This is a genomic window from Allochromatium warmingii, from assembly GCF_900107145.1.
In the GTDB taxonomy this organism is placed as follows: Bacteria; Pseudomonadota; Gammaproteobacteria; order Chromatiales; family Chromatiaceae; genus Thermochromatium; species Thermochromatium warmingii.
Genome location: NZ_FNOW01000023.1, coordinates 24,788 through 45,812, shown reverse-complemented (window position 1 = coordinate 45,812; position 21,025 = coordinate 24,788). Strand labels below are relative to the sequence as shown.

The 21,025-nt window shown below is 55.0% G+C and carries 14 protein-coding genes and 1 pseudogene; 6 read left to right on the top strand and 9 right to left on the bottom strand.

Features of this window, described 5'->3' with window-relative positions:
- Positions 1-535, top strand: a 535-nt coding sequence (locus BLW10_RS08415) for a DEAD/DEAH box helicase family protein (RefSeq protein ID WP_177169026.1), incomplete at its 5' end; no start/stop codon positions are given.
- 9 nt (positions 536-544) lie between these two features.
- Positions 545-1,276: pseudogene (gene cas3 / locus BLW10_RS14265) on the top strand (CRISPR-associated helicase Cas3'); the annotation flags it as partial.
- Positions 1,277-1,422: 146 nt separating this feature from the next.
- On the opposite strand, the gene hrpA reads toward cas3, so the two are convergent.
- The 9 genes from hrpA to def form a co-directional block, all read right to left on the bottom strand.
- Positions 1,423-5,394, bottom strand: coding sequence for an ATP-dependent RNA helicase HrpA (gene hrpA / locus BLW10_RS08405; RefSeq protein WP_091333854.1), 3,972 nt, complete (start codon positions 5,392-5,394; stop codon positions 1,423-1,425).
- A gap of 120 nt (positions 5,395-5,514) precedes the next feature.
- Positions 5,515-6,966 (bottom strand): TrkH family potassium uptake protein, encoded by a 1,452-nt coding sequence (locus tag BLW10_RS08400; protein ID WP_091333853.1) that lies wholly within the window; start codon positions 6,964-6,966, stop codon positions 5,515-5,517.
- On the bottom strand, positions 6,963-8,336 hold the full coding sequence (gene trkA, locus BLW10_RS08395; protein WP_091333851.1) for a Trk system potassium transporter TrkA: 1,374 nt from the start codon (positions 8,334-8,336) through the stop codon (positions 6,963-6,965). The genes BLW10_RS08400 and trkA overlap by 4 nt, the downstream gene beginning before the upstream one ends.
- Positions 8,337-8,440: 104 nt before the next feature.
- Positions 8,441-9,808, bottom strand: a complete 1,368-nt coding sequence (locus BLW10_RS08390; protein ID WP_091333849.1) for a sigma-54-dependent transcriptional regulator — start codon at positions 9,806-9,808, stop codon at positions 8,441-8,443.
- 26 nt (positions 9,809-9,834) lie between these two features.
- The gene (locus tag BLW10_RS08385) at positions 9,835-12,039 is read right to left on the bottom strand and encodes a sensor histidine kinase (protein WP_091333848.1); all 2,205 of its coding nucleotides are present in this window, start codon (positions 12,037-12,039) and stop codon (positions 9,835-9,837) included.
- Positions 12,021-12,590: a DUF4390 domain-containing protein gene (locus BLW10_RS08380; RefSeq protein WP_177169025.1), complete on the bottom strand. Its 570-nt coding sequence runs from the start codon at positions 12,588-12,590 to the stop codon at positions 12,021-12,023. Before BLW10_RS08380 ends, BLW10_RS08385 begins: the two co-directional genes overlap by 19 nt.
- Positions 12,590-13,903 carry a 16S rRNA (cytosine(967)-C(5))-methyltransferase RsmB gene (rsmB, locus tag BLW10_RS08375; protein WP_091333845.1) on the bottom strand — a complete coding sequence of 438 codons (1,314 nt, stop codon included), beginning with the start codon at positions 13,901-13,903 and terminating at the stop codon, positions 12,590-12,592. The genes BLW10_RS08380 and rsmB overlap by 1 nt, the downstream gene beginning before the upstream one ends.
- 28 nt (positions 13,904-13,931) lie before the next feature.
- Entirely contained in the window at positions 13,932-14,891 is a 960-nt protein-coding gene (gene fmt / locus BLW10_RS08370; RefSeq protein ID WP_091333843.1) for a methionyl-tRNA formyltransferase, read from the bottom strand.
- A 21-nt stretch (positions 14,892-14,912) separates the two neighbouring features.
- Positions 14,913-15,467, bottom strand: a complete 555-nt coding sequence (gene def / locus BLW10_RS08365; protein WP_091333842.1) for a peptide deformylase — start codon at positions 15,465-15,467, stop codon at positions 14,913-14,915.
- A 127-nt stretch (positions 15,468-15,594) separates the two neighbouring features.
- Here def and BLW10_RS08360 point away from each other — a divergent pair, with 127 nt between their 5' ends.
- The 4 genes from BLW10_RS08360 (at position 15,595) to topA (ending at position 20,934) form a co-directional block, all read left to right on the top strand.
- On the top strand, positions 15,595-16,800 hold the full coding sequence (locus tag BLW10_RS08360) for a LysM peptidoglycan-binding domain-containing protein (RefSeq protein WP_091333840.1): 1,206 nt from the start codon (positions 15,595-15,597) through the stop codon (positions 16,798-16,800).
- Entirely contained in the window at positions 16,781-18,001 is a 1,221-nt protein-coding gene (gene dprA, locus BLW10_RS08355; RefSeq protein ID WP_177169024.1) for a DNA-processing protein DprA, read from the top strand. The genes BLW10_RS08360 and dprA overlap by 20 nt, the downstream gene beginning before the upstream one ends.
- 69 nt (positions 18,002-18,070) lie before the next feature.
- The gene (locus BLW10_RS08350; protein ID WP_091333838.1) at positions 18,071-18,547 is read left to right on the top strand and encodes a Smg family protein; all 477 of its coding nucleotides are present in this window, start codon (positions 18,071-18,073) and stop codon (positions 18,545-18,547) included.
- Positions 18,548-18,633: 86 nt separating this feature from the next.
- Positions 18,634-20,934, top strand: a complete 2,301-nt coding sequence (topA, locus tag BLW10_RS08345) for a type I DNA topoisomerase (protein WP_091333836.1) — start codon at positions 18,634-18,636, stop codon at positions 20,932-20,934.
- Positions 20,935-21,025 lie beyond the last annotated feature (91 nt).

Sequence of the window (21,025 nt, the reverse complement as noted above, 5' to 3'; positions counted from 1 at the left end):
CGGACACATCGCGCCGATTCAAGCACTCAAGGACTGGCAACAACAATGCCCCGAACGCTTCAAAAAGCGTGTCTATAATCTCGCGGGACTTGACAACTACGTTTATCAACAGCGTCCCGAACTGCCGCCAGAATGCGTTGATGCGCGGCTCACATCTTTGCCCGACACACCCTTGAATGCGTTGCGCCACACATTGCGCACCCGTCTGCTATCGGCGATAGCGGTCGATCATCCCTGCTGCACCCTAACCCTCCCCACTGGTACCGGCAAAACTCTGCTTGCCGCAACCTGGGCATTGACGCAGCGCATCCGAGCGCATGTCACCGAATCAACGCCTAAGATCATCATTGCGCTGCCGTTTTTGTCGATCATTGATCAGACTGAACAGGAATACCGCACGCTGCTCGGGCTGAATCCGCATGACCGTGCTCAGAGCAATCAATTGCTGGCCAGTCATTCATTGTCATACAGCGAATATGAGATTGAAGGTCAGACGCTTGGCGCGAATGCCGCCCGCTTTTTTCTTGATACCTAGCAAGCGGAAATCGTTATTACGACCTTTGATCAGTTGCTTTTGGCACTGTTCTCGCCAAAAACCCGACATCAGATGCGCTTTCATGCACTGATGGATGCGCTGATTATTCTCGATGAAGTGCAGACCGTGCCGTGCCGATTGTGGGATCTGGTCGATCAGGCATTGCGCGGTCTGACAACCGAGAGCCGCACGCACATTCTACTGATGTCAGCAACCCAACCGGCGCTATTATCCGGCGCACGCGAGCTGGCGGGTGATCCCGAACAGGTCGCGGCGGTTTTTGCGCAATTCAAACGTTATCGGCTTCGGTTGTGTCATCGCGAACGGCAGGAGCTGAGTGCATTTATTCAATCACTGCAACCGCGTTTAACGGCATGGTGCGCACAGGGAAAACGGGTATTGATTACACTCAATACCCGCGCCAGTGCTAAAGCGGTCTGGCGGGCTATGCGTGCGCAACAGCCAGATATTCCAGTCTGGTTAGTGAGCGCCGATGTTACGCCACGCGACCGGCTGATTAAAATTGCCGCGATTAAAGCATTATCAAATGGTCAGCCTGGAATTGTAGTTTCAACCCAAACCATCGAAGCCGGAGTCGATATTGATCTGGATATTGTGATTCGTGATTTTGCGCCGCTGGATGCGCTCATTCAAATTGCTGGGCGGTGCAATCGTAATAACCGTCTCGGCGATCATGGCGGTCAAGTCGAAATTGTTTCGCTGACAAATCCGCGTGGATGTGAATATGCCCAGATGGTATATGATGCGGGTGATCGTCAAGCTAGATCGGGGCAATTCGGATTGTTAGAAATGACCCGTGAAATATTAGCTGATCTTGATGAAATCGGCGAGGAATCTATTTTAGAACTTCCGTCAGACCGCGTAATTCACAACCCCAATTCTTTCCACCGCGCCTCAATCCGCTTCACCGATACCGGATACGCTGTACCAAGCTGTTGCGCAAACAGCGAAACACGCAATTCTTCTAATAACCAACGAATTTCATCTAGCCGCGCATCATGACGCCCGGCTGTTTTAGCAGCACTATTACGCTCCCGCCAACGTGTTTGAATACCAGCCATCTCTTGCATCCAACGTCGATCACGGTCAGGCGCATGAGCAAGACGTTCAATCCGCTGCGCAAGTGCTTTGAGATAACGCGGATAATCCTCTAAATGACAATATGGAATCTGCTGTGGAAAACCGCGAAAAATTAAGCTATCAAGCTGCTCGCGGATATCAAGGATCGACGGCATCCAATTAACTTGTATTATCGCAGCTAACCGTTTACGCAAGGCATGATAATCGCTCAGAATTGCACCAATTAATTGACAAACCGCTTGCGCAGTTGGAATAAGCTGGGCGCTGCCCGTTGCTAAACGCTGCTCAAATATTGCTTGAGTACGCAGCGGCGGTTGATGATCGATAAAGGTTAAATCCAGACTCAGCGCAATTATTTCATCAGCTAAATCAGCCGGTTGTGCGGCAAAAACAGGCGCTTTAGCATATTGCAAACGCATTCGATCTAAATTCGGCAGATGTTTGCGCAATTGGCGAATATCTGTGCTCAAATGCAGCATAATCAAGCGCCGTAATCCGGCTCTGTGTGCAATCGCGGCATTGTCTGCTGAATCAAGCACGTTAATTGCCACAGTATCGCCTTGATCGACAAGCGCCGGATAGCCGCGCAATTGAATGCCAGCGCGTGTTAAATCGACGGTTTCAGGCAGATCGCCAAATGTCCAGCGCGTCACGCCCGTGCGTTCCAGTGCGGTATCTGTATTCGGCAATTGCGTAAAACCCTGTGCGCCCTGCGCGGCAAATTGACGTTTGAGCGCAAGGGGATCATCACCAATCGCCAGCGCCTGTCCGGTTTCATCAATTAGCCGAATTTTCATACGTAAATGCGGCGGAATCACCGATTGATCCCAAGCATCTTCTGGAATTTGTACGCCGCTGAGTGCGCGAATTTCTTCAGCTAATGCCTGAATTAACGGGCGATCCGATGGTTTAAGTCGTGCCGCCAAGCGTTTTGCGGTATCGGGAATTGGGACAAAGGCTTTACGTAATGTTTTAGGCAGACCACGCAGCAAGGCGGTAATGCGTTCTTCTAATAATCCAGGCACCAGCCAATCGAGCCGATCCGGTGAAACTTGATTAATTAGCGGCAATGGCACAACCAATGTCACGCCATCCGTTATTGCGCCTGGATCAAAACGATATTCGAGCGGCAGAGCCGTTGCGCCAACTGCAAATTGATCGGGAAATACGTCGGCAGTAATTTCCGCTGCCGCATGGCGCATGAGATCGCTCAAGCGTAAATGCAAAATCTTTGGCGTTTGGCGTGTGACTTGACGCAACCAGCGTTCAAATTGCGGTGTGGAATAAATTCCCGTCGGCACACGTTCGGCATAAAACGCATAAATCGCTTCATCATCAACCAAAATATCACGTCGCCGCGATTTAGCTTCTAAATGATGCACGTAATCAATCAGTTCGCGGTTGTGACGCCAAAATGGGGCGCGAGTGTGAAAATCGCCTTCGGTCAGCGCGAAGCGTAAAAAAATCTCACGCGCTTCCGCTGGATTGATTGGGCCATAATTCACACGCCGCTTGGTTACTAAAGTGATGCCAAATAATGTGACGGTTTCAAATGCCGCGACCTGACCGGATTTCGCTTGCCAATGCGGTTCAGAATAACTGCGCTGGAGTAAATGACCGGCGGCGTGTTCAATCCAGCTAGGCTGAATACTTGCGGCAATACGTCCATAGTGGCGCGTGGTTTCAACCCGTTCCGCAACCATCACCCATTTCGGCGGACGTGCAAACAGCGCCGAACTCGGATGAATAAAAAATCGGCTATTGCGCGCGCCCTGAAATTCGCGTTCCGCTTCGCGGAAGCCAATATTTCCAAGCAGACCCGTGAGAATAGCGCGATGAATGGCGGCAGAGCGGTCAGCATCCAGCGGCCAGCCACCAGCAGCCAGCTTGATAGGATCAGCATTCGCTAAGGGCTGATAGTTGGCGGCTGGAAGCTGCTCCCGAAATCCCATTTCTAGCAATTGTTCACGCAATTGAGCATGAATATCGCGCCATTCTTGTACCCGATTCCAAGATAAAAAATGGCGCTGACAAAGCTTGAGGAATTTATTACGTGAGAGTTGATGGCGTTCGCGGTCGAGAAAGTGCCAAAGATTGAGAAAGGTAATAAAGTCCGATTCGGGATGATTAAAACTGGCGTGGATTTCATCAGCGGTTTGCTGTTTATCGTGCGGGCGCTCACGTGGATCCTGTACGCTCAATGCAGCGGCAATAATTAACACTTCAGCGAGACAGTGATTTTCAGCGGCGGCCAGCAGCATCCGTCCAATACGCGGATCGACCGGCAGGCGTGCAAGTTGACGCCCAAGCGTCGTCAATTCGCCGCGATCATCGAGCGCGCCGAGTTCTTCCAGCGTGCGATAACCGTCGTTAATCAGCCGCGAATCCGGTCGGTCAATAAACGGGAAATGTTCAATCGCACCAAAACCAAGCTGCTTCATTTGCAAAATGACCGCAGCAAGATTCGCCCGCGCAATTTCCGGTTCAGTAAATTCGGTGCGGGCGCTGAATTGATCGGCGCTATACAGCCGAATACAAACCCCAGCAGCGATACGCCCACAACGACCACTGCGTTGATTGGCGCTGGCCTGCGAAATGCGCTCCACCGGCAGCCGTTGAACTTTGGTGCGATGACTATAGCGGCTAATACGAGCAAAGCCCGGATCAATCACGTAATGAATGCCGGGCACGGTCAGCGAAGTCTCAGCGACATTCGTCGCCAGAATCACTCGGCGTGTGCCATGCGGCTGAAAAATACGCGCTTGTTCTTGTGGCCCTTGACGCGCAAATAACGGCAGAATTTCAGTTGAAGGCGGATGATGGGCGCGGAGTGTTTCCGCTGTGGTGCGAATTTCGCGCTCGCCAGAAAGAAACACTAATACATCACCGCGCCCAACTCGCGCCAATTCTTCAACAGCTTCGGAAATTGCCCGCTGCATTGATTCATCGCACTCGGCGGCGCTCGCTTCTTCGGGCGGTCGGTAGCGAATTTCGACCGGATAGGTGCGGCCAGAAATCTCAATAATTGGTGCTGGACGATGTTCACTATCAGTAAAATGACGCGCAAATCGCTCGGGATCAATCGTCGCCGAGGTGACAATTAGCTTAAGATCGGGGCGGTGCGGCAATAAGCCTTTAAGATACCCGAGCAGAAAATCAATATTCAGCCCGCGCTCATGGGCTTCGTCGATAATCAATGTATCGTAATCATTAAGCCAACGATCCTGCTGGATTTCAGCCAGCAGCATCCCGTCGGTCATCAGCTTAATCGCGGTTTCGGGGCGTACACGATCATGGAAACGCACCTTATAGCCAACCAGCCCGCTGTTCTCAACGCCCAGCTCCTGCGCGACGCGACTGGCCAGACTGCGCGCGGCAAGCCGACGCGGCTGGGTGTGACCGATGCGCCCAAAACGCCCGCGCCCCAAATCCAGACACAGCTTGGGTAACTGCGTTGACTTGCCTGAGCCAGTCTCGCCGCACAGCACAATCACCTGATGACGCTCAATCAGCGCCGCCACCTCATCGCGCCGCTCGCTGACCGGCAATTCGGGCGGATAGTTAATAATTGGCACCAATGCCTGCCGCTGTGCCACCAATAATTGAGATGCCTGAATACACGCCCAAAGTTTAGTTAGCGCCTCGTCAATTGGCTGACCAGCTCGCGCCCGTCGCCGTAAATTGCGCAGCCGCGATTGAATCGAATAGCGGTCGCGGATTAAACAGCCCGCAATATCGTGCTCAGTGGGGAAATTCATGTTGCGCAGATGCGATCAATAGAGACAGGATTGACAAGATTTTTCAAAATTAAAAAATTTCAAAAACTAAATATATTCTATCCTGTTAATTCTGAATAATCCTGTTTATCCTGTCTGAAATCACCGCTGCCAAAAAGCAGGCGCTAATAATACCAATAATGTAAAAATCTCCAAGCGCCCCAATAACATCGCCACACAGAGAATCCATTTAGCCGTATCATTAAGATCGGCATAATGTGGGCCAACAGTGGCTAATCCAGGCCCCAGATTATTGATGCAGGCTGCTACCGCTGAAAACGCGGTCACTAAATCTAATCCAGTCGCCGCCAGCATCAAATACATCACACTAAAACTGGCCACATAGAGCGAAAAAAAGCCCCAGACCGCATCAACAACACGATGATCGACGGTTTTGCCGCCAATGCGCACCGGAATTTGCGCATTCGGATGAATCAAGCGGCTGATTTCGCGCACGCCCTGCTTAATCAATAACAAAAATCGAATCACTTTAATACCGCCGCCGGTTGATCCTGCACAACCGCCGACGAAACTGGCTAATAACAGCAAAATTTCAATAAATGGTGGCCAAAGATAAAACTCAGCGGTGGCAAATCCCGTCGTGGTACTGATTGACACCGCTTGAAATAAGCCTTTGGTGAAGGCGTCCCACCAAGTCGTATAGGTCTGACTGTCATAAAGTGCCAGTGTTGTAATCGTAATTACACTGCCCAGCACAACTAAATAGAGCCGAAATTCGCTATCCTGAACATAAATCCGCAAATCTTGACGACGCACCACCATAAAATGTAGGGTAAAATTCATACCGGCCAGCACCATAAACCATACTGCAATCAGCTCAATTTCCGTGCTGTGAAAATAGCCAATACTTTGATCGTGCGTTGAAAAACCGCCGATAGCAATGGTCGCAAACGCATGACCAATGGCATCAAATAAACTCATACCCGCCCACCAATAAGCAAGGGTACAGGCAATGGTCATCCATAAATAGATATACCACAGTGCCTTTGCCGTTTCGGTAATACGCGGGGTGAGTTTGGAATCTTTCATGGGGCCGGGCATTTCAGCGCGGAATAATTGCATTCCGCCGACCCCTAACATCGGCAATACCGCGACCGCCAGCACGATAATCCCCATGCCGCCTAGCCATTGCAGTTGCTGACGATAAAATAAAATCGACTTGGGCAGATGATCGAGACCGATAATCACGGTCGCGCCGGTAGTAGTTAAACCGGAAATCGATTCAAATATCGCATCCGTGACTGAAATCGCTGGATTCGGTGCTAACCAAAATGGCAGCGCACCGGCTAATCCCAATACTGTCCAGAAGAGCACCACGACGAGAAAGCCATCGCGTACCCGTAGCACTTGGCGCGAATGCGCCACTGGCAGAAAAATGAATAATCCCAGCCCAAAGATTAAGCCAAATGCGACCCAAAATGGCCAGGCCCAACCCTCGTTATAAATCAATGAAACAATCACTGGCGGGAGCATACTGAAACTAAACAGTATCAGCAGCAGCCCGAATACTTTTTGAACTGCGCCAAAGGTCATAAAAAAGTCACGCCGACCTGAAACAGTCGCTCAACCTCCTGAATCCGGCGCTTATCCTGTAAAAATAAAATAACATGATCTTCGGATTCAATCACAGTATCACTGTGCGCAATTAAAACATCTTCACCACGTACTAATGCGCCGATCATTGCGCCCTTCGGTAATTTTAATTCAGCAATCCGCCGCCCGACGACTTTACTGGAATTTGGATCGCCATGCGCAATGGCTTCAATTGCTTCAGCCGCGCCGCGCCGCAAGGCATGTACCATCACCACATCACCACGCCTTACATGCTTGAGCAAGCTGCCGATGGTGGCTTGTTGTGGCGAAATGGCAATATCAATTGCGCCCGAATGCACTAAATCGACATAGGATGGGCGATTAATCAGCGCCATGACTTTACGCGCTCCGAGCCGTTTCGCCAGCATCGCGGAAATAATATTGGCTTCATCATCATTGGTCACGGCACAGAAAACATCGGTATTTTCGATATTTTCTTCAAGCAGCAATTCTTGATCGGCTGCATCGCCATGCAGCACAATCGCACGTTCTAAATGTTCGGCAATCTGTTGGCTGCGTTTATAATTTTGTTCAATCAATTTAACCCGAAAACTCGGTTCCAGTGCTTTCGCTAGTCGCATCCCGATGTTGCCACCACCGGCAATAATCAGCCGTTTATAAGATGGATCTAGCCGCCGTAATTCGCTCATCACGGTGCGAATATGCGCCGGTGCTGCGACAAAAAAGACCTCATCATCAACTTCAATGCGCGTATCGCCTTCGGGTTGAATCGCATGATCTTGGCGATAAATTGCCGCAACCCGCGCTTTAACATGCGGCATGTGCTCATGCAGAGCGCGTAATTCCTGACCTACTAATGGGCCGCCATGAAAAGCACGCACGGCGACTAAACGAATGCGACCATTGGCAAAATCGAGCACTTGGAGAGTGCCGGGGTTTTCAATTAAACGCAGAATATATTCAGTGACTAATGCCTCGGGACTAATCGCAACATCAATTGGCAGGGCATCACTGCCAAAAAGTTTCGGTTGATCGAGAAAACTTTGCGCCCGCACCCGCGCAATTTTAGTCGGGGTATGAAAGAGCGTATAAGCGACCTGACAGGCAATCATATTGGTTTCATCGCTGTTGGTGACAGCGATAATCATATCGGCATCTTCAGCGCCAGCGCGGGCGAGCACATCGGGATGAGCGCCATGACCTTGCACGGTGCGCAAATCAAAACGATCTTGTAATTCGCGCAATAAATCCGCGTCTTGATCGACGACAGTAATATCATTGGCTTCGCTGACTAAATTCGCCGCGACCGATGAACCAACTTGACCGGCACCGAGGATGATGATTTTCATTGTGAGCGACCAGCTATCAGCCGCCAGCCTCCAGCTTGTTTAATTTGATGATGGGTTGGTGTTGTCGTCATATTAAACTAAAAGCTGGAGGCTGAAAGCTGACCTCACCTCCGCTCCTTGATTTCAATTCCTAATGAGCGCAATTTGCGATAGAGATGAGTGCGTTCCATGCCAGCTTCTTTCGCCATTTTGCTGACATTGCCTTGATGTTTTTCGAGCTGATAATCGAGATAGGCTTTCTCGAATTGCTCGCGGGCTTGGCGCAGTGGCTGATCGAATGAGACCAGACCTTCAAGGCTTTGCGCGTGCATCATCGGTAAAGCGCCGAGGGCGCTTTCGACTTCTTTGAGGCTGATTTCATCGCCTGATCCCAAAATCAGCACGCGCTGGACGAGATTTTTTAATTCACGCACATTGCCCGGCCAATCGTAATTACGCAGAAAATTCTGCGCTCCGACGCTAAAACGCCGATAGGGGAGTTTTTCGTGGGTGGCGAAATAATCGAGATAGAAATTCAATAAATCGGGCACATCTTCAGCATGGTCGCGCAAAGGTGGAAGATGTAGCGGGACGACATTGAGATGATAAAATAAATCCTCACGAAACCGTCCGGCGCGGACTTCTTCTTCTAAATTACGCTGGGTGACAGCGACAATGCGCACATCAATGCGCACCGGTTCACCACCGCCGACGCGCAAGAATGATCCGCTATCCAATGCGCCGAGTAATTTCGATTGCGCATCCCATTCCATATCGGCGACTTCATCGAGGAGTAATGTGCCGCCAGCGGCTTTTTCTAAGCTGCCGTAATGAGTGTGCTCACCTTCTTCGATGCCGAATAATTCGACTGCCGCTTGATTACCCGCGAGCGCCGAGACGCTTAAATCAACAAAGGGGCGTTCGCGGCGGGCGCTTTGGGCATGTAAATAGCGGGCGAAGGTTTCGCGGCCGCTACCGGCTTCGCCGGTAATGAGCACCCAGGTATCGTGTTGGGCGATGCGTTTGACTTGCTCGCGCAGGCGCTGCATGGCGGCACTGCGTCCGACTGGTTCGTGAACCTGTGGAGCGCGGCGTTTGAGGCCGATGTTCTCTTGTTGAAGCTTTTCGGCTTCCAGCGCCCGTTCAATGGTGAGCAAGAGCTTGGCCATCGACAGCGGTTTTTCAAGAAAGTCATACGCGCCCAAGCGCGTGGCTTCGACGGCGGTTTCCACCGTGCCATGTCCCGACATCATAATCACCGGACAGGGTAGCCCGGCATCGTCGCTCCATTCTTTCAGGAGCGAAATGCCATCGAGATCAGGCATCCAGATGTCGAGCAAAATCAGATCGGGGCGGCGGTCGCGCAGGGCGTGGCGGGCCGCTTCGCCGTTTTCGGCCACGGCAACGGCATAGCCTTCGTCTTCGAGGATTTCTTTGACGAGGCCGCGAATGTCGGGTTCGTCATCGACAACCAAGATATGGGTGGCGCTCATGTGCTTGTAATGCTCCCGACTGTTTCTCAAGCTTGCACTGCCGCAGCGGTGGCGTGCCAGACAGGTAGGCGAATCCGAATCAGGGCACCCGGATCGCGGTTTTCGACTTCGATCATACCGCCATGCTCTTCGATTATCTTCTTGACAATCGCCAGCCCCAAGCCTGTCCCCTTTGTTTTGGTGGTGACATAGGGTTCAAACAGCCGGTCGAGCAGTTGCGGGGCAAAGCCAGGGCCGTTATCGACGACCTGAATTTGCACACTCGGCTTGGTGGCGTGAGCAATGAGTTCGGTGGTAAAGGCAATCTGACCCTCGGGGCGACCGTCGAGGGCTTCTTGTGCATTTTTAATCAGATTATGAATCACTTGGCGCAAACGCAGTGGATCGCCGCGAATTTCAACGTCCGGTGCGCCCAATTCCACAGTGAGCGCCGGAATGCCGGCACTGCGATAGAGATCGAGCACCGCCCGCGCCAGCTGATCGAACACCAGCGGCTCGGCCTGTAGTTTCGGGCTTTTGGCATAGTCAGAAAAATCGTTGACCATCGCTTTCATGGCCTCGACCTGCTGAATGATGGTGCTAGTGGCGCGGTCAATAATCCGCGCATCCGTCTCATCCGCTTTGGCCAAGAGTTTATGCCGCAACCGCTCGGCGGAAAGCTGAATCGGCGTGAGCGGATTTTTAATCTCATGCGCCAGCCGTCGCGCCACTTCCGCCCAAGCTGCGTTGCGCTGGGCGACGATCAACGAGCTGATGTCATCAAACACCACCACATGCCCGCGTTGCTCAACATCGGGCAGCGGCAGCGGACTGCCGCGACACATCAGCGTTTGGCTGAGTTCATCGCGTTGCAGCGTGACTTCCGCCCGCCAGGGTTGCGCCTCGGCGATATGACGGCGCACGGTCTCTGTCCAGGGTGTTAGCCAGGGGCGGTCACGTTCTAAGGCTTCAAGCGTGATGGCTTCCTGTGTGACATCGACGGCCAGCGCGAGAATCTGGAGCGCCGCCGGATTCGCCGTGCGCAACTGGTGCGCAGCATCGAACGCGACCACGCCCGAAGATAGCCGCCCGAGGATGGTTTCGAGATGATTGCGCTGAGTTTCAACCGCCTGTTTGCTCTGCGCGGCGGCATCGCGGGCCTGCGCGATTCGCCGTGACATGGCATTAAAGGACGCGACCAAAAACGTCAGCTCATCATCTTGGCGCGGCACGGTGATTTGTTGCTCATACTTGCCATCGGAGATCGAGCGCGTGGCGCGGGCGATGTCGGCAATCGGTGCCACCAGCCGCCGTGCGGTATGAAACGCCGCAATCAGCGCCGCCATCAGCCCAAACAGCAGCACCAGCGACAGCGTGAGCGAAAAGCTGAGTTTGAGCGATTGGCGCAAATAGGCCAGTTCGGTATAGCGGTTATAGGCACTTTCCAGCCGCTCGGAGAGTTCGGTAATTCGCGCCGAGGTCGGAAATAAGCCCTGCATCAGCATGTCGCGGCCACGCGGATCCGGCACCAACGTGCGCACCACTAATTCCCCGCCAACGCGGGTTTCCAGCCCGACATAACTGGCTCCAGCCCGCACGCTGTGATGTAGCTCGCGATCCGATTGACTCGGCACCAGTTGCGTCGGATCTTCATTCGCGGTGCCGAGCACCTGCCCGGTTGCGCCGTAAACGGTCAGCTCAATCGCTCCAGCTCGGCGGCGCAGATCGTTGAGACTGAGCGCAATCGCTGTTGCCGAGCGATCCTCAATGCCAGCTAATAACTGTTCGCTGATTTTGACCAACAGCCGCTGATTGAGATCGAGCGAGGCTTGATTGAGCACCAGTGCATCCTGCATCGCCCGACCGATTTCGACATCAAACCAGCTATCAATGCCGCGCAGCAAAAATCCGAGCGAAAAGTAATACACCACGCCGACGGGTAACAACGAAATCAGCGCAAATAGCACCACGATGCGGGCGGTCAAGCGCGAGCCAGCGGCTTGGCGGCGATAGCGGCGCACCAGCTTGACGATATTGACGACCACCAGCACCGCCAGCGCCAGCAGTCCAGTGAGCACCAGCGCCAGCAGCGGCAAAAAAGCACGACTGAGCGTTTCCGAGTTTTCCACCGCGTCGCGCATCAGCACCAGCACGACGAACAGGCCAAAAATCAGCAGCGCCACCGGCAGCGTGCCTAGTCCGCGATGCCAGCGCAAGCGCCGCCAGTTCCAGTTCAAGGTTTGAAAGGCCATGTTGTCCAGCCGCTCGACAGATTCCAAGACGGCGTTAAATAGGCCATCGGACGCAGGGGCAGCGGTAGCTCCTCAATATCCAGAAACACCTTGATTTGCAACACATAATCGGTATTCGGGTCGAGCCGATCACGGCGCATCAGCACCTGATCGCTCAACTCGCCGAGGGCGCGAATCGCCGCATCCCGCGAAACGAAATCGCGCCCGTCAGGACGCGGCACGCGGTGGATTTCATAGCGTTGTGACAGCGGTCGATAGCGGATCGTGTAGCGGCGCTGTTCATCGAGCACGCTTTCTTCCCAGAGCCAGGCATCAGCGCGGCGCACCTGAAGCTGAAACACCAGCGTCAGCGGCACACCATGATCGAGGGCTTCGAGCACCGGCTCGCTAAACGCAAAGGCCACCTGCGCATTAAATCGTAGCTGCTCCCCATCGCCGCGCACCTGTGCCTGACGAATGCTGAACTCGGCGTCGGCCTGTGCCGCCAGCGAGAGCGTTAGCAACACCCCGAGCAAGCCGGTGAGCGTGAGGCGGGAGACCGAACCGCGCATCAAGTCCCATCCTTGATGAGCCGCGCATAGAAAAAGCCGTCATGTCCGTGTTCCGTCGGCAGCAGTTGCCGACCGCAGGCGCGTATCTGACCCCAATCAGTCGGCAGCGCCACTGCCCGCGCATCAGTGTGACGGGCGAGAAAGGCATTGATTTGCGCAGCGTTTTCTTCATCAAACAGCGAACAGGTGGCATACAGCAGGGTGCCACCGGCTTTCAGCAACGGCCAGAGTGCCTCCAGAATCTGCGTCTGGGTCGCAGCCAGCGCCGCGATGTCATCGGGTCGCCGCAGCCATTTAATATCGGGATGCCGCCGCATCACGCCGGTCGCCGAACAGGGCACATCGAGCAACATCCGGTCGAATGGGCGTTCTGTCCACTCACCCTGAGGCGCGGTGACATCGCCGACCTGCACCTGTGCGTTTAATCCCAAACGGCGCAGCGTCGAATGCACCGTCGTCAGGCGTGTGGGATCACTGTCGAGCGCGATCAAATCGAGCGCATTGCCCGCCCGCTCCAAGATCGCCGCTGTTTTACCGCCGGGCGCGGCACAGGCATCGAGCACCCGTTCGCCCGGCTGGGCATCGAGTAACTGCGCGGCTAATTGTGCGCCGCTGTCCTGAATCGACACCCGCCCCGCCGCAAAACCGGGCAGATTGCGCATCGCACACGGCTGCTCAAGCTGCACGCCGCTGTCGAGTCCGGCAAGCGGATGCGCTGCCAAGCCCGCCGCGTCCAGTTCGGCTAAATAGTCATCACGGCTGATGCGCAACGAATTGACGCGCACCGCCATCGGCGCACGGGTATTACTGGCCAGCAAGATCGCTTCCCAGTCATCCGGCCAGTCAGCTTGCACCCGTTCACGTAACCAAGCGGGACAGAGCCACTGGGCTGCCGGGTCGGTCGCAATCGCTTCCGACAGGGTTTCATGTTCGCGCAAAAACCGCCGCAACAACGCATTGACCAATCCGGCCAGCGTCGGTTTTCCAAGCAGGCGCGTGGCCCCGACCGTCGCCGAGACCGCCGCATGAGGCGGTGTCTGCATCGCGCTGAGTTGATAAAGTCCAATCAAAATCAGGGCTTGAACATCGTTGTCACGCGGTTTGAGCGGGCGGTCGAGCAACTGGTCAGCAAACAGCCGCAGACGCGGTAGCACACGCAGTGCGCCGTAGACCATTTCCTGAATCAGAGCTTGATCGACCAGCGTGCGGCGCGTCGGATCATTGTGCAGCAAGCGCGAGAGCGATTGACCGCGATTCAGCACGGCATGAAGCGCACGGGCCGCTGCTGCCCGCGCTTCAGCACCGGGCACCATTGGGGCGCGAGAGGAGGAAGCAAACCGTTCAGCAGCCAAAACGCGCACCCTCTAACTGACGAGCATTCAAATACTCTGCGGCGCTCATAGGCTTTTTGCCCGGCGGTTGCAGACGAGTCAGACGCAGCACACCGCTGCCGGTGGCCACGCGGATTCCGCGCCGCTCGGCGGTGAGCACGGTTCCGGGCAGGATATGCGCGGGTTGCGCGGCGGTTTCGGTTTCGATTTCGACTTCGGCTGACCAGATGCGCACCGTAGCCCCATCGAGTTGCGTGTAAGCCACCGGCCAGGGATCAAAGGCCCGCACTTGCCGCGCAATCAGCGCCGCCGGTTGCTGCCAGTCGATTGCCGCTTCATCTTTGGTGAGCTTGTGCGCATAGGTCGCTTGGCGATCATCCTGCGGCTCCGGGGCACGCGATCCGGCGGCAATCTCCGGCAGTGCCTCAAGCAATGCCTGTGCGCCGAGTGCCGCGAGCCGATCATGCAACTGGCCGCCGCTCATCTGCGCATCAATGGGGGTCGAGATCCGATGATAGACCGGCCCAGTATCTAAGCCGGCTTCCATGCGCATGATGCAGATTCCGGTTTCCGCATCACCGGCGAGCATCGCCCGTTGAATCGGAGCCGCGCCGCGCCAGCGCGGGAGCAAGGACGCATGGACATTGACGCAGCCCAAACGCGGCGCAGCGAGTACCGCTTGCGGCAGCAGCAGTCCATAGGCGACCACCACCATCAGATCCGCGCCCAGTGCCTGAAGCGCGGCCACCGCTTCGGGATCGCGCTTCAGGCTTTCGGGTTGATAAACCGGCAAACCCTGAGCGAGCGCGGCGGTTTTTACCGGACTCATCTGGAGCTGGCGGCCGCGTCCGGCGGGGCGGTCAGGTTGCGTATACACGCCGATCACAGTCTGTCCCGCCTCTAAAAGTGCGGTGAGACAGGGAACGGCAAACTCCGGCGTACCGGCAAATATCAGGCGCAAGGGAGGCATTGGTATGAGTATCCAGCAGCGTCAGATCGCACGACGGCGAGCGTGCGCCGTGCCATCGCGGTCGGCATCGGCCTGCTGGCGCTCTTTGCGCTGCTTTTCGAGCTTATGGCGAATGCGCTGGCGCTTGATGATCGAGATGTGATCGACGAACAGCTTGCCGTCAAGATGATCCAGCTCGTGTTGAATGCAGACAGCCAGCAGGCCATCGGCTTCCAGCTCAAACGGCTGGCCGTCGCGGTCAAGTGCCGCAACCGTGACGCGCTCGGCGCGGGTGACGGTCTCAAAAAAACCGGGAACTGATAAACAGCCCTCATCCCTCTGCTCGCTGCCCTCGCGGGTAAGCAAGCGTGGATTGATCAGGCACAGTGGCGCGTCTTTGTTTTCCGAAATATCAATGACGATGATTTGCCGCTGCACATCGACCTGCGTGGCTGCCAAGCCAATGCCGGGGGCGGCATACATGGTTTCGAGCATATCGTCGATGAGTTGCCGAACTGAATCATTAACCTCGGCAACAGGCCGCGCTTTTTGGCGCAGGCGCGGATCGGGAAAGGTGAGAATATCGAGTATGGCCATGCGAATACGATTAAGAGATGAATGGTAGGAATGAGGCTGAAGGTCTACAGGTGGTCGCGGGGCAGCGGTGTGCGCTACTATTTGGACTGATTATCTTCAGGATACTACATCCCATTGTGGAGAGACCATGCGCACCCTGTCACGCTCTTTCGTTTGGGTCGGTTTATCTGGGTTGCTCGCTGCACTTGTAGTCGTAACACCAAACGTTTTTGCCGTTGAGCTGGCTGCGGGTGCGCCGACGACCTATACCGTGCGCTCGGGTGACACGCTCTGGGACATCGCTGGACAGTTTTTGCGTGATCCCTGGCGCTGGTCAGCCGTCTGGCGGGCCAATCCCGATCTCGCCGATCCTGACCGCATCTATCCGGGCGATACGCTGATGTTGACGCAGATCGACGGCCAGCCGGTCATCACCCGCGCCGAGCGACGCGGCGGGCCGCGTGTGGTCAAGCTCAGTCCGCAGGTGCGTAGCGAGGCGGTGAGTGCGCCGATTCCAACGATTCGCCTCAATGTGATCGCGCCCTTTCTGACGCAACCCTATGTTGCTGAATCCAATGATCTGAAACGGGCGTCCTATGTTGTCGGCTTTCCTGATGAACATCTTGTCGCCGGTCTCCATGATGCGATCTATGTGCGCAAAATTCGCTCTGAGGCCGTTAAGCACTTTCAGATTCTGCGTCCGGGCGAGCCGCTGACGGCCTTTGATGACCCCGATCAGGTGCTCGGTCATGCGGCAACCTTTGTCGGCAATGCTGAGTTAGAGCGCACCGGCGATCCGGCACGGTTGCGCGTGACGCAAGCGGCACGCGAAGTGATGATCGGGGATCGGGTGATTCCGGCTAAAAATGAACAGCCATTCGTCGATTTTTTGCCACGTCCCGCACCTGCTGGTGCGCGGGGGCGGATTCTCTCGGTAATGAACGGGATATCACAGATCGGACAATATGATGTCGTGATTGTGGATCGCGGCAGTCGGGATCGGATTGAACCCGGGCATGTGTTTACCGTGTTTGCCGGTGGGCAGCGCGAACGCGATGAGGTGCGCACCGGCATCGCTGATTCGGATTGGCTGATGGATAGCCCGGCATCGACATCATTTTGGTACGGGCGCGAATATAGCTTTACTGGCTGGAGCGACGAGCCGCGCACACCAGATTCGAGCTTTGCCAAACATCCTGAGTTTCAGCGCAGTACCGCCGCCTATGTCAAACCCTTCGAGCCAGCTGGCGAGCTGATGGTGTTTAAGACCTTTGAGCGCGTCAGTTTTGCGCTGATTCTACGTGCCACCCGCGCACTGCAAGTAGGCGACTGGATTGCCCCCCCTCCAGTTTGATCCGCCACCTGCTGCGCCGGATGCCTCGGAAGATGCAGCGGTGCGCGATTGGCTGACCCTAAGCCTTGCGCCGCGTATCGGGCCGCGCACTTTTTTGCGCCTGCTGGAGCAGTTCGGCTCACCAAGCGCGGTGCTCGCGGCCCGTGACACACAGCTTGCCAATAGCGGCCTCAAGCCCGACACCATCGCCGCGCTCAAACGCCCCGATCCCGACCAGCTCGCGCCGATTTTCGCTTGGGCCAAGCGTCCCGAAGCGCATCTGATTACCCTGATCGACCCGCGCTATCCGCCACAACTGGCCGAGATCGCCGATCCGCCGCCGGTGCTCTATGCACGCGGTCAGGTCGCGTGGCTTGCCGAGCCACAGCTTGCCATTGTCGGCAGCCGCAATCCCAGCGCCGCCGGACGCGAGATCACCGCCAGCTTTGCCCGCTGGCTGGCCGAGCAAGGCTTGATTATCACCAGTGGATTGGCGGTCGGCGTCGATGGCGCGGCCCATAGCGCGGCGCTCGAACGCGGTGCCAGTATCGCCGTGCTGGGCACCGGGCCAGATCAGGTCTATCCCGCCGAGCACCGCGATTTAGCGCGACGGCTGGTCGAACGCGGCGTGATGGTCAGCGAACTGCCGCCCGGCACCGGGCCGCTGGCGCGGAATTTTCCACGGCGCAATCGGCTGATTAGCGGCCTGAGTCTCGGCGTGCTGGTCACTGAAGCGGCGCTCAACAGCGGCTCATTGATTACAGCGCGGCTGGCGCTGGAGCACGGACGCGAGGTGTTCGCCATCCCCGGCTCGATTCGCAATCCGCTGGCGCGGGGCTGTCATGCGCTCATCCGCGATGGGGCCAAGCTGGTCGAAGAACCGGATGACATTTTGGCGGAACTGGCCCCGCGTTTACGTGCCGAGCTGACTGCCGCCGAGCGTCCGGCGCTGAGTACGCGCAGCGCGAACCGCTCGAACTCCAGCCCCATGACCATCAGCGCGAGCGCCCAGCCGCCACTTGTGCCCACAACGCCGCTGTCACCGGAACAGGCGCAGTTGTTGCAGACACTCGGGCATGATCCAGCCAATCTCGACGAGCTGACCGAGCGCACCGGCTGGGCGGTGGAGCAGATTTCGGCGATGCTGTTGCTCTTAGAGCTAGAGGGTCATGTATCATGCCTGCCGGGTGGCCGTTATGCTCGCGTTTCCAGCGCCACTTAAGCGCGTCGCGGTGCGCCTGTCACCCTGATTAGTCAGCTTTTGGTTGATTCCATCCATTGAGTAATGACGATGAACGAAAACATGGTCGATGTCCTGATTTATCTCTACGAACATTACATGGATGGCGAACAACAACCGCCGGTCGCGCAAAGCGATTTGGAAGATGAATTGAGCCAAGCCGGCTTTTCACAAAGCGAAATTGACAAGGCACTCCATTGGCTTGATGAATTGGCGCTCGGTGTGGAAGCGGCCCACGAACATGCGCCACTCAGTGAATCGATTCGGATTTACAGCGAACAAGAATGCGAAAAGCTCGATCTTGAAGCACGCGGTATGCTCATGTCATTAGAGCACAGCGGTATTTTAGATCCGATCAGCCGCGAGCTGGTGATTGATCGGTTATTAGCGATTGACCATCCACAGGTTTTAGTGGAAGAAGTCAAATGGGTCGCGCTGCTGGTGCTAATGAATCGTCCGGGACGGGAAGAAGCCTTCGATCAACTCGAAGAAATGCTCTACGCTGAAGAACCCGTTTATTTGCATTAAATCTTGTATTGATTGTTGCATTGATTAAGTGCATTGATTCTGCCGCGCCTCTTTATCACCACCCGAGCACACGCCAACCGTTCTGCATGAATCTCGTCATCGTCGAATCCCCGGCTAAAGCCAAAACCATCAAAAAATACCTCGGGCCAAGTTTCGAGGTTGTCGCCTCCTATGGCCATGTGCGCGATCTGGTGCCCAAAGAAGGCGCAGTCGATCCCACGCAGGGCTTTGCGATGAAATACCAGATCATCGAGCGCAATGAAAAACACGTTCAAACCATTGCCAAAAAGCTCAAAGAGTGCGAGGCGCTGTATTTAGCCACTGACCCTGACCGCGAAGGTGAGGCGATTTCTTGGCATATTCACGAATTGCTCAAAAGTCGGCGGCAGCTTGGTGATAAACCCGTGCATCGCGTGGTGTTTAATGAAATCACCAAACGTGCCGTACAAGACGCCATTGCCCATCCGCGCCAAATTTCTTATGACTTAGTGAATGCGCAACAAGCGCGTCGCGCATTGGATTATTTGGTCGGTTTTAATCTCTCGCCGCTGCTCTGGCGCAAAATTCGGCGCGGATTATCCGCTGGGCGGGTGCAAAGTCCGGCCTTGCGTTTGATTTGCGAACGCGAAACCGAAATCGACGCCTTTGTGCAGCGCGAATATTGGACAATTGAAGCCGATGCGATTAAAGCCGAACGTGCCTTAATTGCCCGCTTGACGCAATTTGGCGGTGAAAAAGTCGAACAATTCACCATCACTGATGAAGCCCGCGCCACAGCGGTTAAAACCGCGCTAGAAATAGCCGCGAATGGTTGGCTGACTGTTGAACAGGTCGAGCGCAAACAGCGCAAACGCCAACCTGCGCCCCCTTTTATTACTTCAACATTGCAGCAAGAAGCGGCACGTAAACTCGGATTTACCGCGCAGCGTACCATGCGCATCGCCCAGCAATTATATGAAGGCGTTGATGTTGGCTCGGGCGCAGTCGGTTTAATTACCTATATGCGCACAGATTCGGTGAATTTAGCCCAAGAAGCGATTGCCGAAATCCGCGACTATATTTTAGAGCGTTACAGCGCCGCTGAATTACCCGAAACGCCGCGCTTATTTAAAACCAAAGCCAAAAATGCCCAAGAAGCGCATGAGGCTATTCGCCCGACTTCGATTCGACGTGATCCAGCGTCGGTGAAAGCGCATCTTGCCGTGGAACAATTTAAGCTCTATGAATTGATCTGGAAACGCACGCTGGCCTGTCAAATGGCGCACGCGCTCATCAATCAGGTCGCGGTTGATTTTAGCGCCGGTGCGGGCACTCTACTCCGCGCCACCGGATCAATGGTTGTTGAGCCGGGGTTTATGCGCGTGTATTTAGAAGGGCGCGATGATGCGCAGGGCGCAGATGATGACGAAGACCGAATGCTTCCAGAAATGCAGATTGGCGAACGTATTGCACTGTTAGCAATTCGTCCCGAACAGCATTTTACTGAACCCCCACCGCGTTATAGCGAAGCGAGTTTAGTTAAAGCATTGGAAGAATTTGGCATCGGGCGACCCTCAACCTATGCGTCAATTATTTCTACGCTGCAAGATCGCGAATATGTCATTCTCGATAAAAAGCGGTTTGTGCCGACTGATGTTGGGCGCGTGGTGAATCGCTTTTTGACCGAATATTTTACTGCTTATGTTGATTATGATTTCACTGCACGCTTAGAAGATGATTTAGATGCCGTCTCGCGTGGTGAAGCTGAATGGATTCCGCTCTTAGAGCGGTTTTGGCAGCCATTTAAAGAGCGCGTCGATCATACGCAAGAGCATGTAAAACGCAGTGATGTGACGCAAGAGCGTATTGAAGAAGCCTGTCCGAAATGCGGCGGGCCGCTGGCAATTCGCCTCGGGCGTAATGGGCGCTTCATTGGCTGCACGCAATATCCTGAATGTGATTACACCCGCGATCTTGATCCAAATAAACCTGAACGCAACGCGCCTGAAATTATTGAAGGGCGGGCCTGTCCGCTGTGCGGATCGACGCTGGAAATTAAACATGGGCGCTATGGTAAATTCATTGGCTGTAGTGCTTATCCGAAATGCAAGCATATTGAGCCGCTGGATAAACCGGAAGATACCGGCGTCACCTGTCCGAAATGTGGTCAGGGGACATTGCAAAAGAAAAAATCGCGGCGCGGTAAGCTCTTTTATTCCTGCTCGACCTATCCAAAATGCGATTATGCTGTGTGGGATACGCCATTAGCTGAAGCGTGCCCGCACTGTAATTGGCCAGTGTTGACGCTGAAAGTCACCAAAAGTCAGGGTGCAATGAAAGTCTGTCCGCAAAAAGACTGCGGTTATCGTGAACCGATTGCTGAATCTGAGACGGCAGCAGGTGATTAGCGATTTGTTTAGAGCGTCCAGTGTTTAGCTATCAGCCGTCAGCTTCGAGCCGCCAGTCATTGATGTTTGGCACGCGAGCGAAGTGATTAAC

What these genes read in the sequence shown, in the direction of transcription:
- hrpA (WP_091333854.1), bottom strand. Translation starts at nt 5,394, where the DNA reads ATGAATTTCCCCACTGAGCACGATATTGCGGGCTGTTTAATCCGCGAC.
- BLW10_RS08400 (WP_091333853.1), bottom strand. Translation starts at nt 6,966, where the DNA reads ATGACCTTTGGCGCAGTTCAAAAAGTATTCGGGCTGCTGCTGATACTG.
- trkA (WP_091333851.1), bottom strand. Translation starts at nt 8,336, where the DNA reads ATGAAAATCATCATCCTCGGTGCCGGTCAAGTTGGTTCATCGGTCGCG.
- BLW10_RS08390 (WP_091333849.1), bottom strand. Translation starts at nt 9,808, where the DNA reads ATGAGCGCCACCCATATCTTGGTTGTCGATGACGAACCCGACATTCGC.
- BLW10_RS08385 (WP_091333848.1), bottom strand. Translation starts at nt 12,039, where the DNA reads ATGGCCTTTCAAACCTTGAACTGGAACTGGCGGCGCTTGCGCTGGCAT.
- BLW10_RS08380 (WP_177169025.1), bottom strand. Translation starts at nt 12,590, where the DNA reads ATGCGCGGTTCGGTCTCCCGCCTCACGCTCACCGGCTTGCTCGGGGTG.
- rsmB (WP_091333845.1), bottom strand. Translation starts at nt 13,903, where the DNA reads ATGGTGCCCGGTGCTGAAGCGCGGGCAGCAGCGGCCCGTGCGCTTCAT.
- fmt (WP_091333843.1), bottom strand. Translation starts at nt 14,891, where the DNA reads ATGCCTCCCTTGCGCCTGATATTTGCCGGTACGCCGGAGTTTGCCGTT.
- def (WP_091333842.1), bottom strand. Translation starts at nt 15,467, where the DNA reads ATGGCCATACTCGATATTCTCACCTTTCCCGATCCGCGCCTGCGCCAA.
- BLW10_RS08360 (WP_091333840.1), top strand. Translation starts at nt 15,595, where the DNA reads ATGCGCACCCTGTCACGCTCTTTCGTTTGGGTCGGTTTATCTGGGTTG.
- BLW10_RS08350 (WP_091333838.1), top strand. Translation starts at nt 18,071, where the DNA reads ATGAACGAAAACATGGTCGATGTCCTGATTTATCTCTACGAACATTAC.
- topA (WP_091333836.1), top strand. Translation starts at nt 18,634, where the DNA reads ATGAATCTCGTCATCGTCGAATCCCCGGCTAAAGCCAAAACCATCAAA.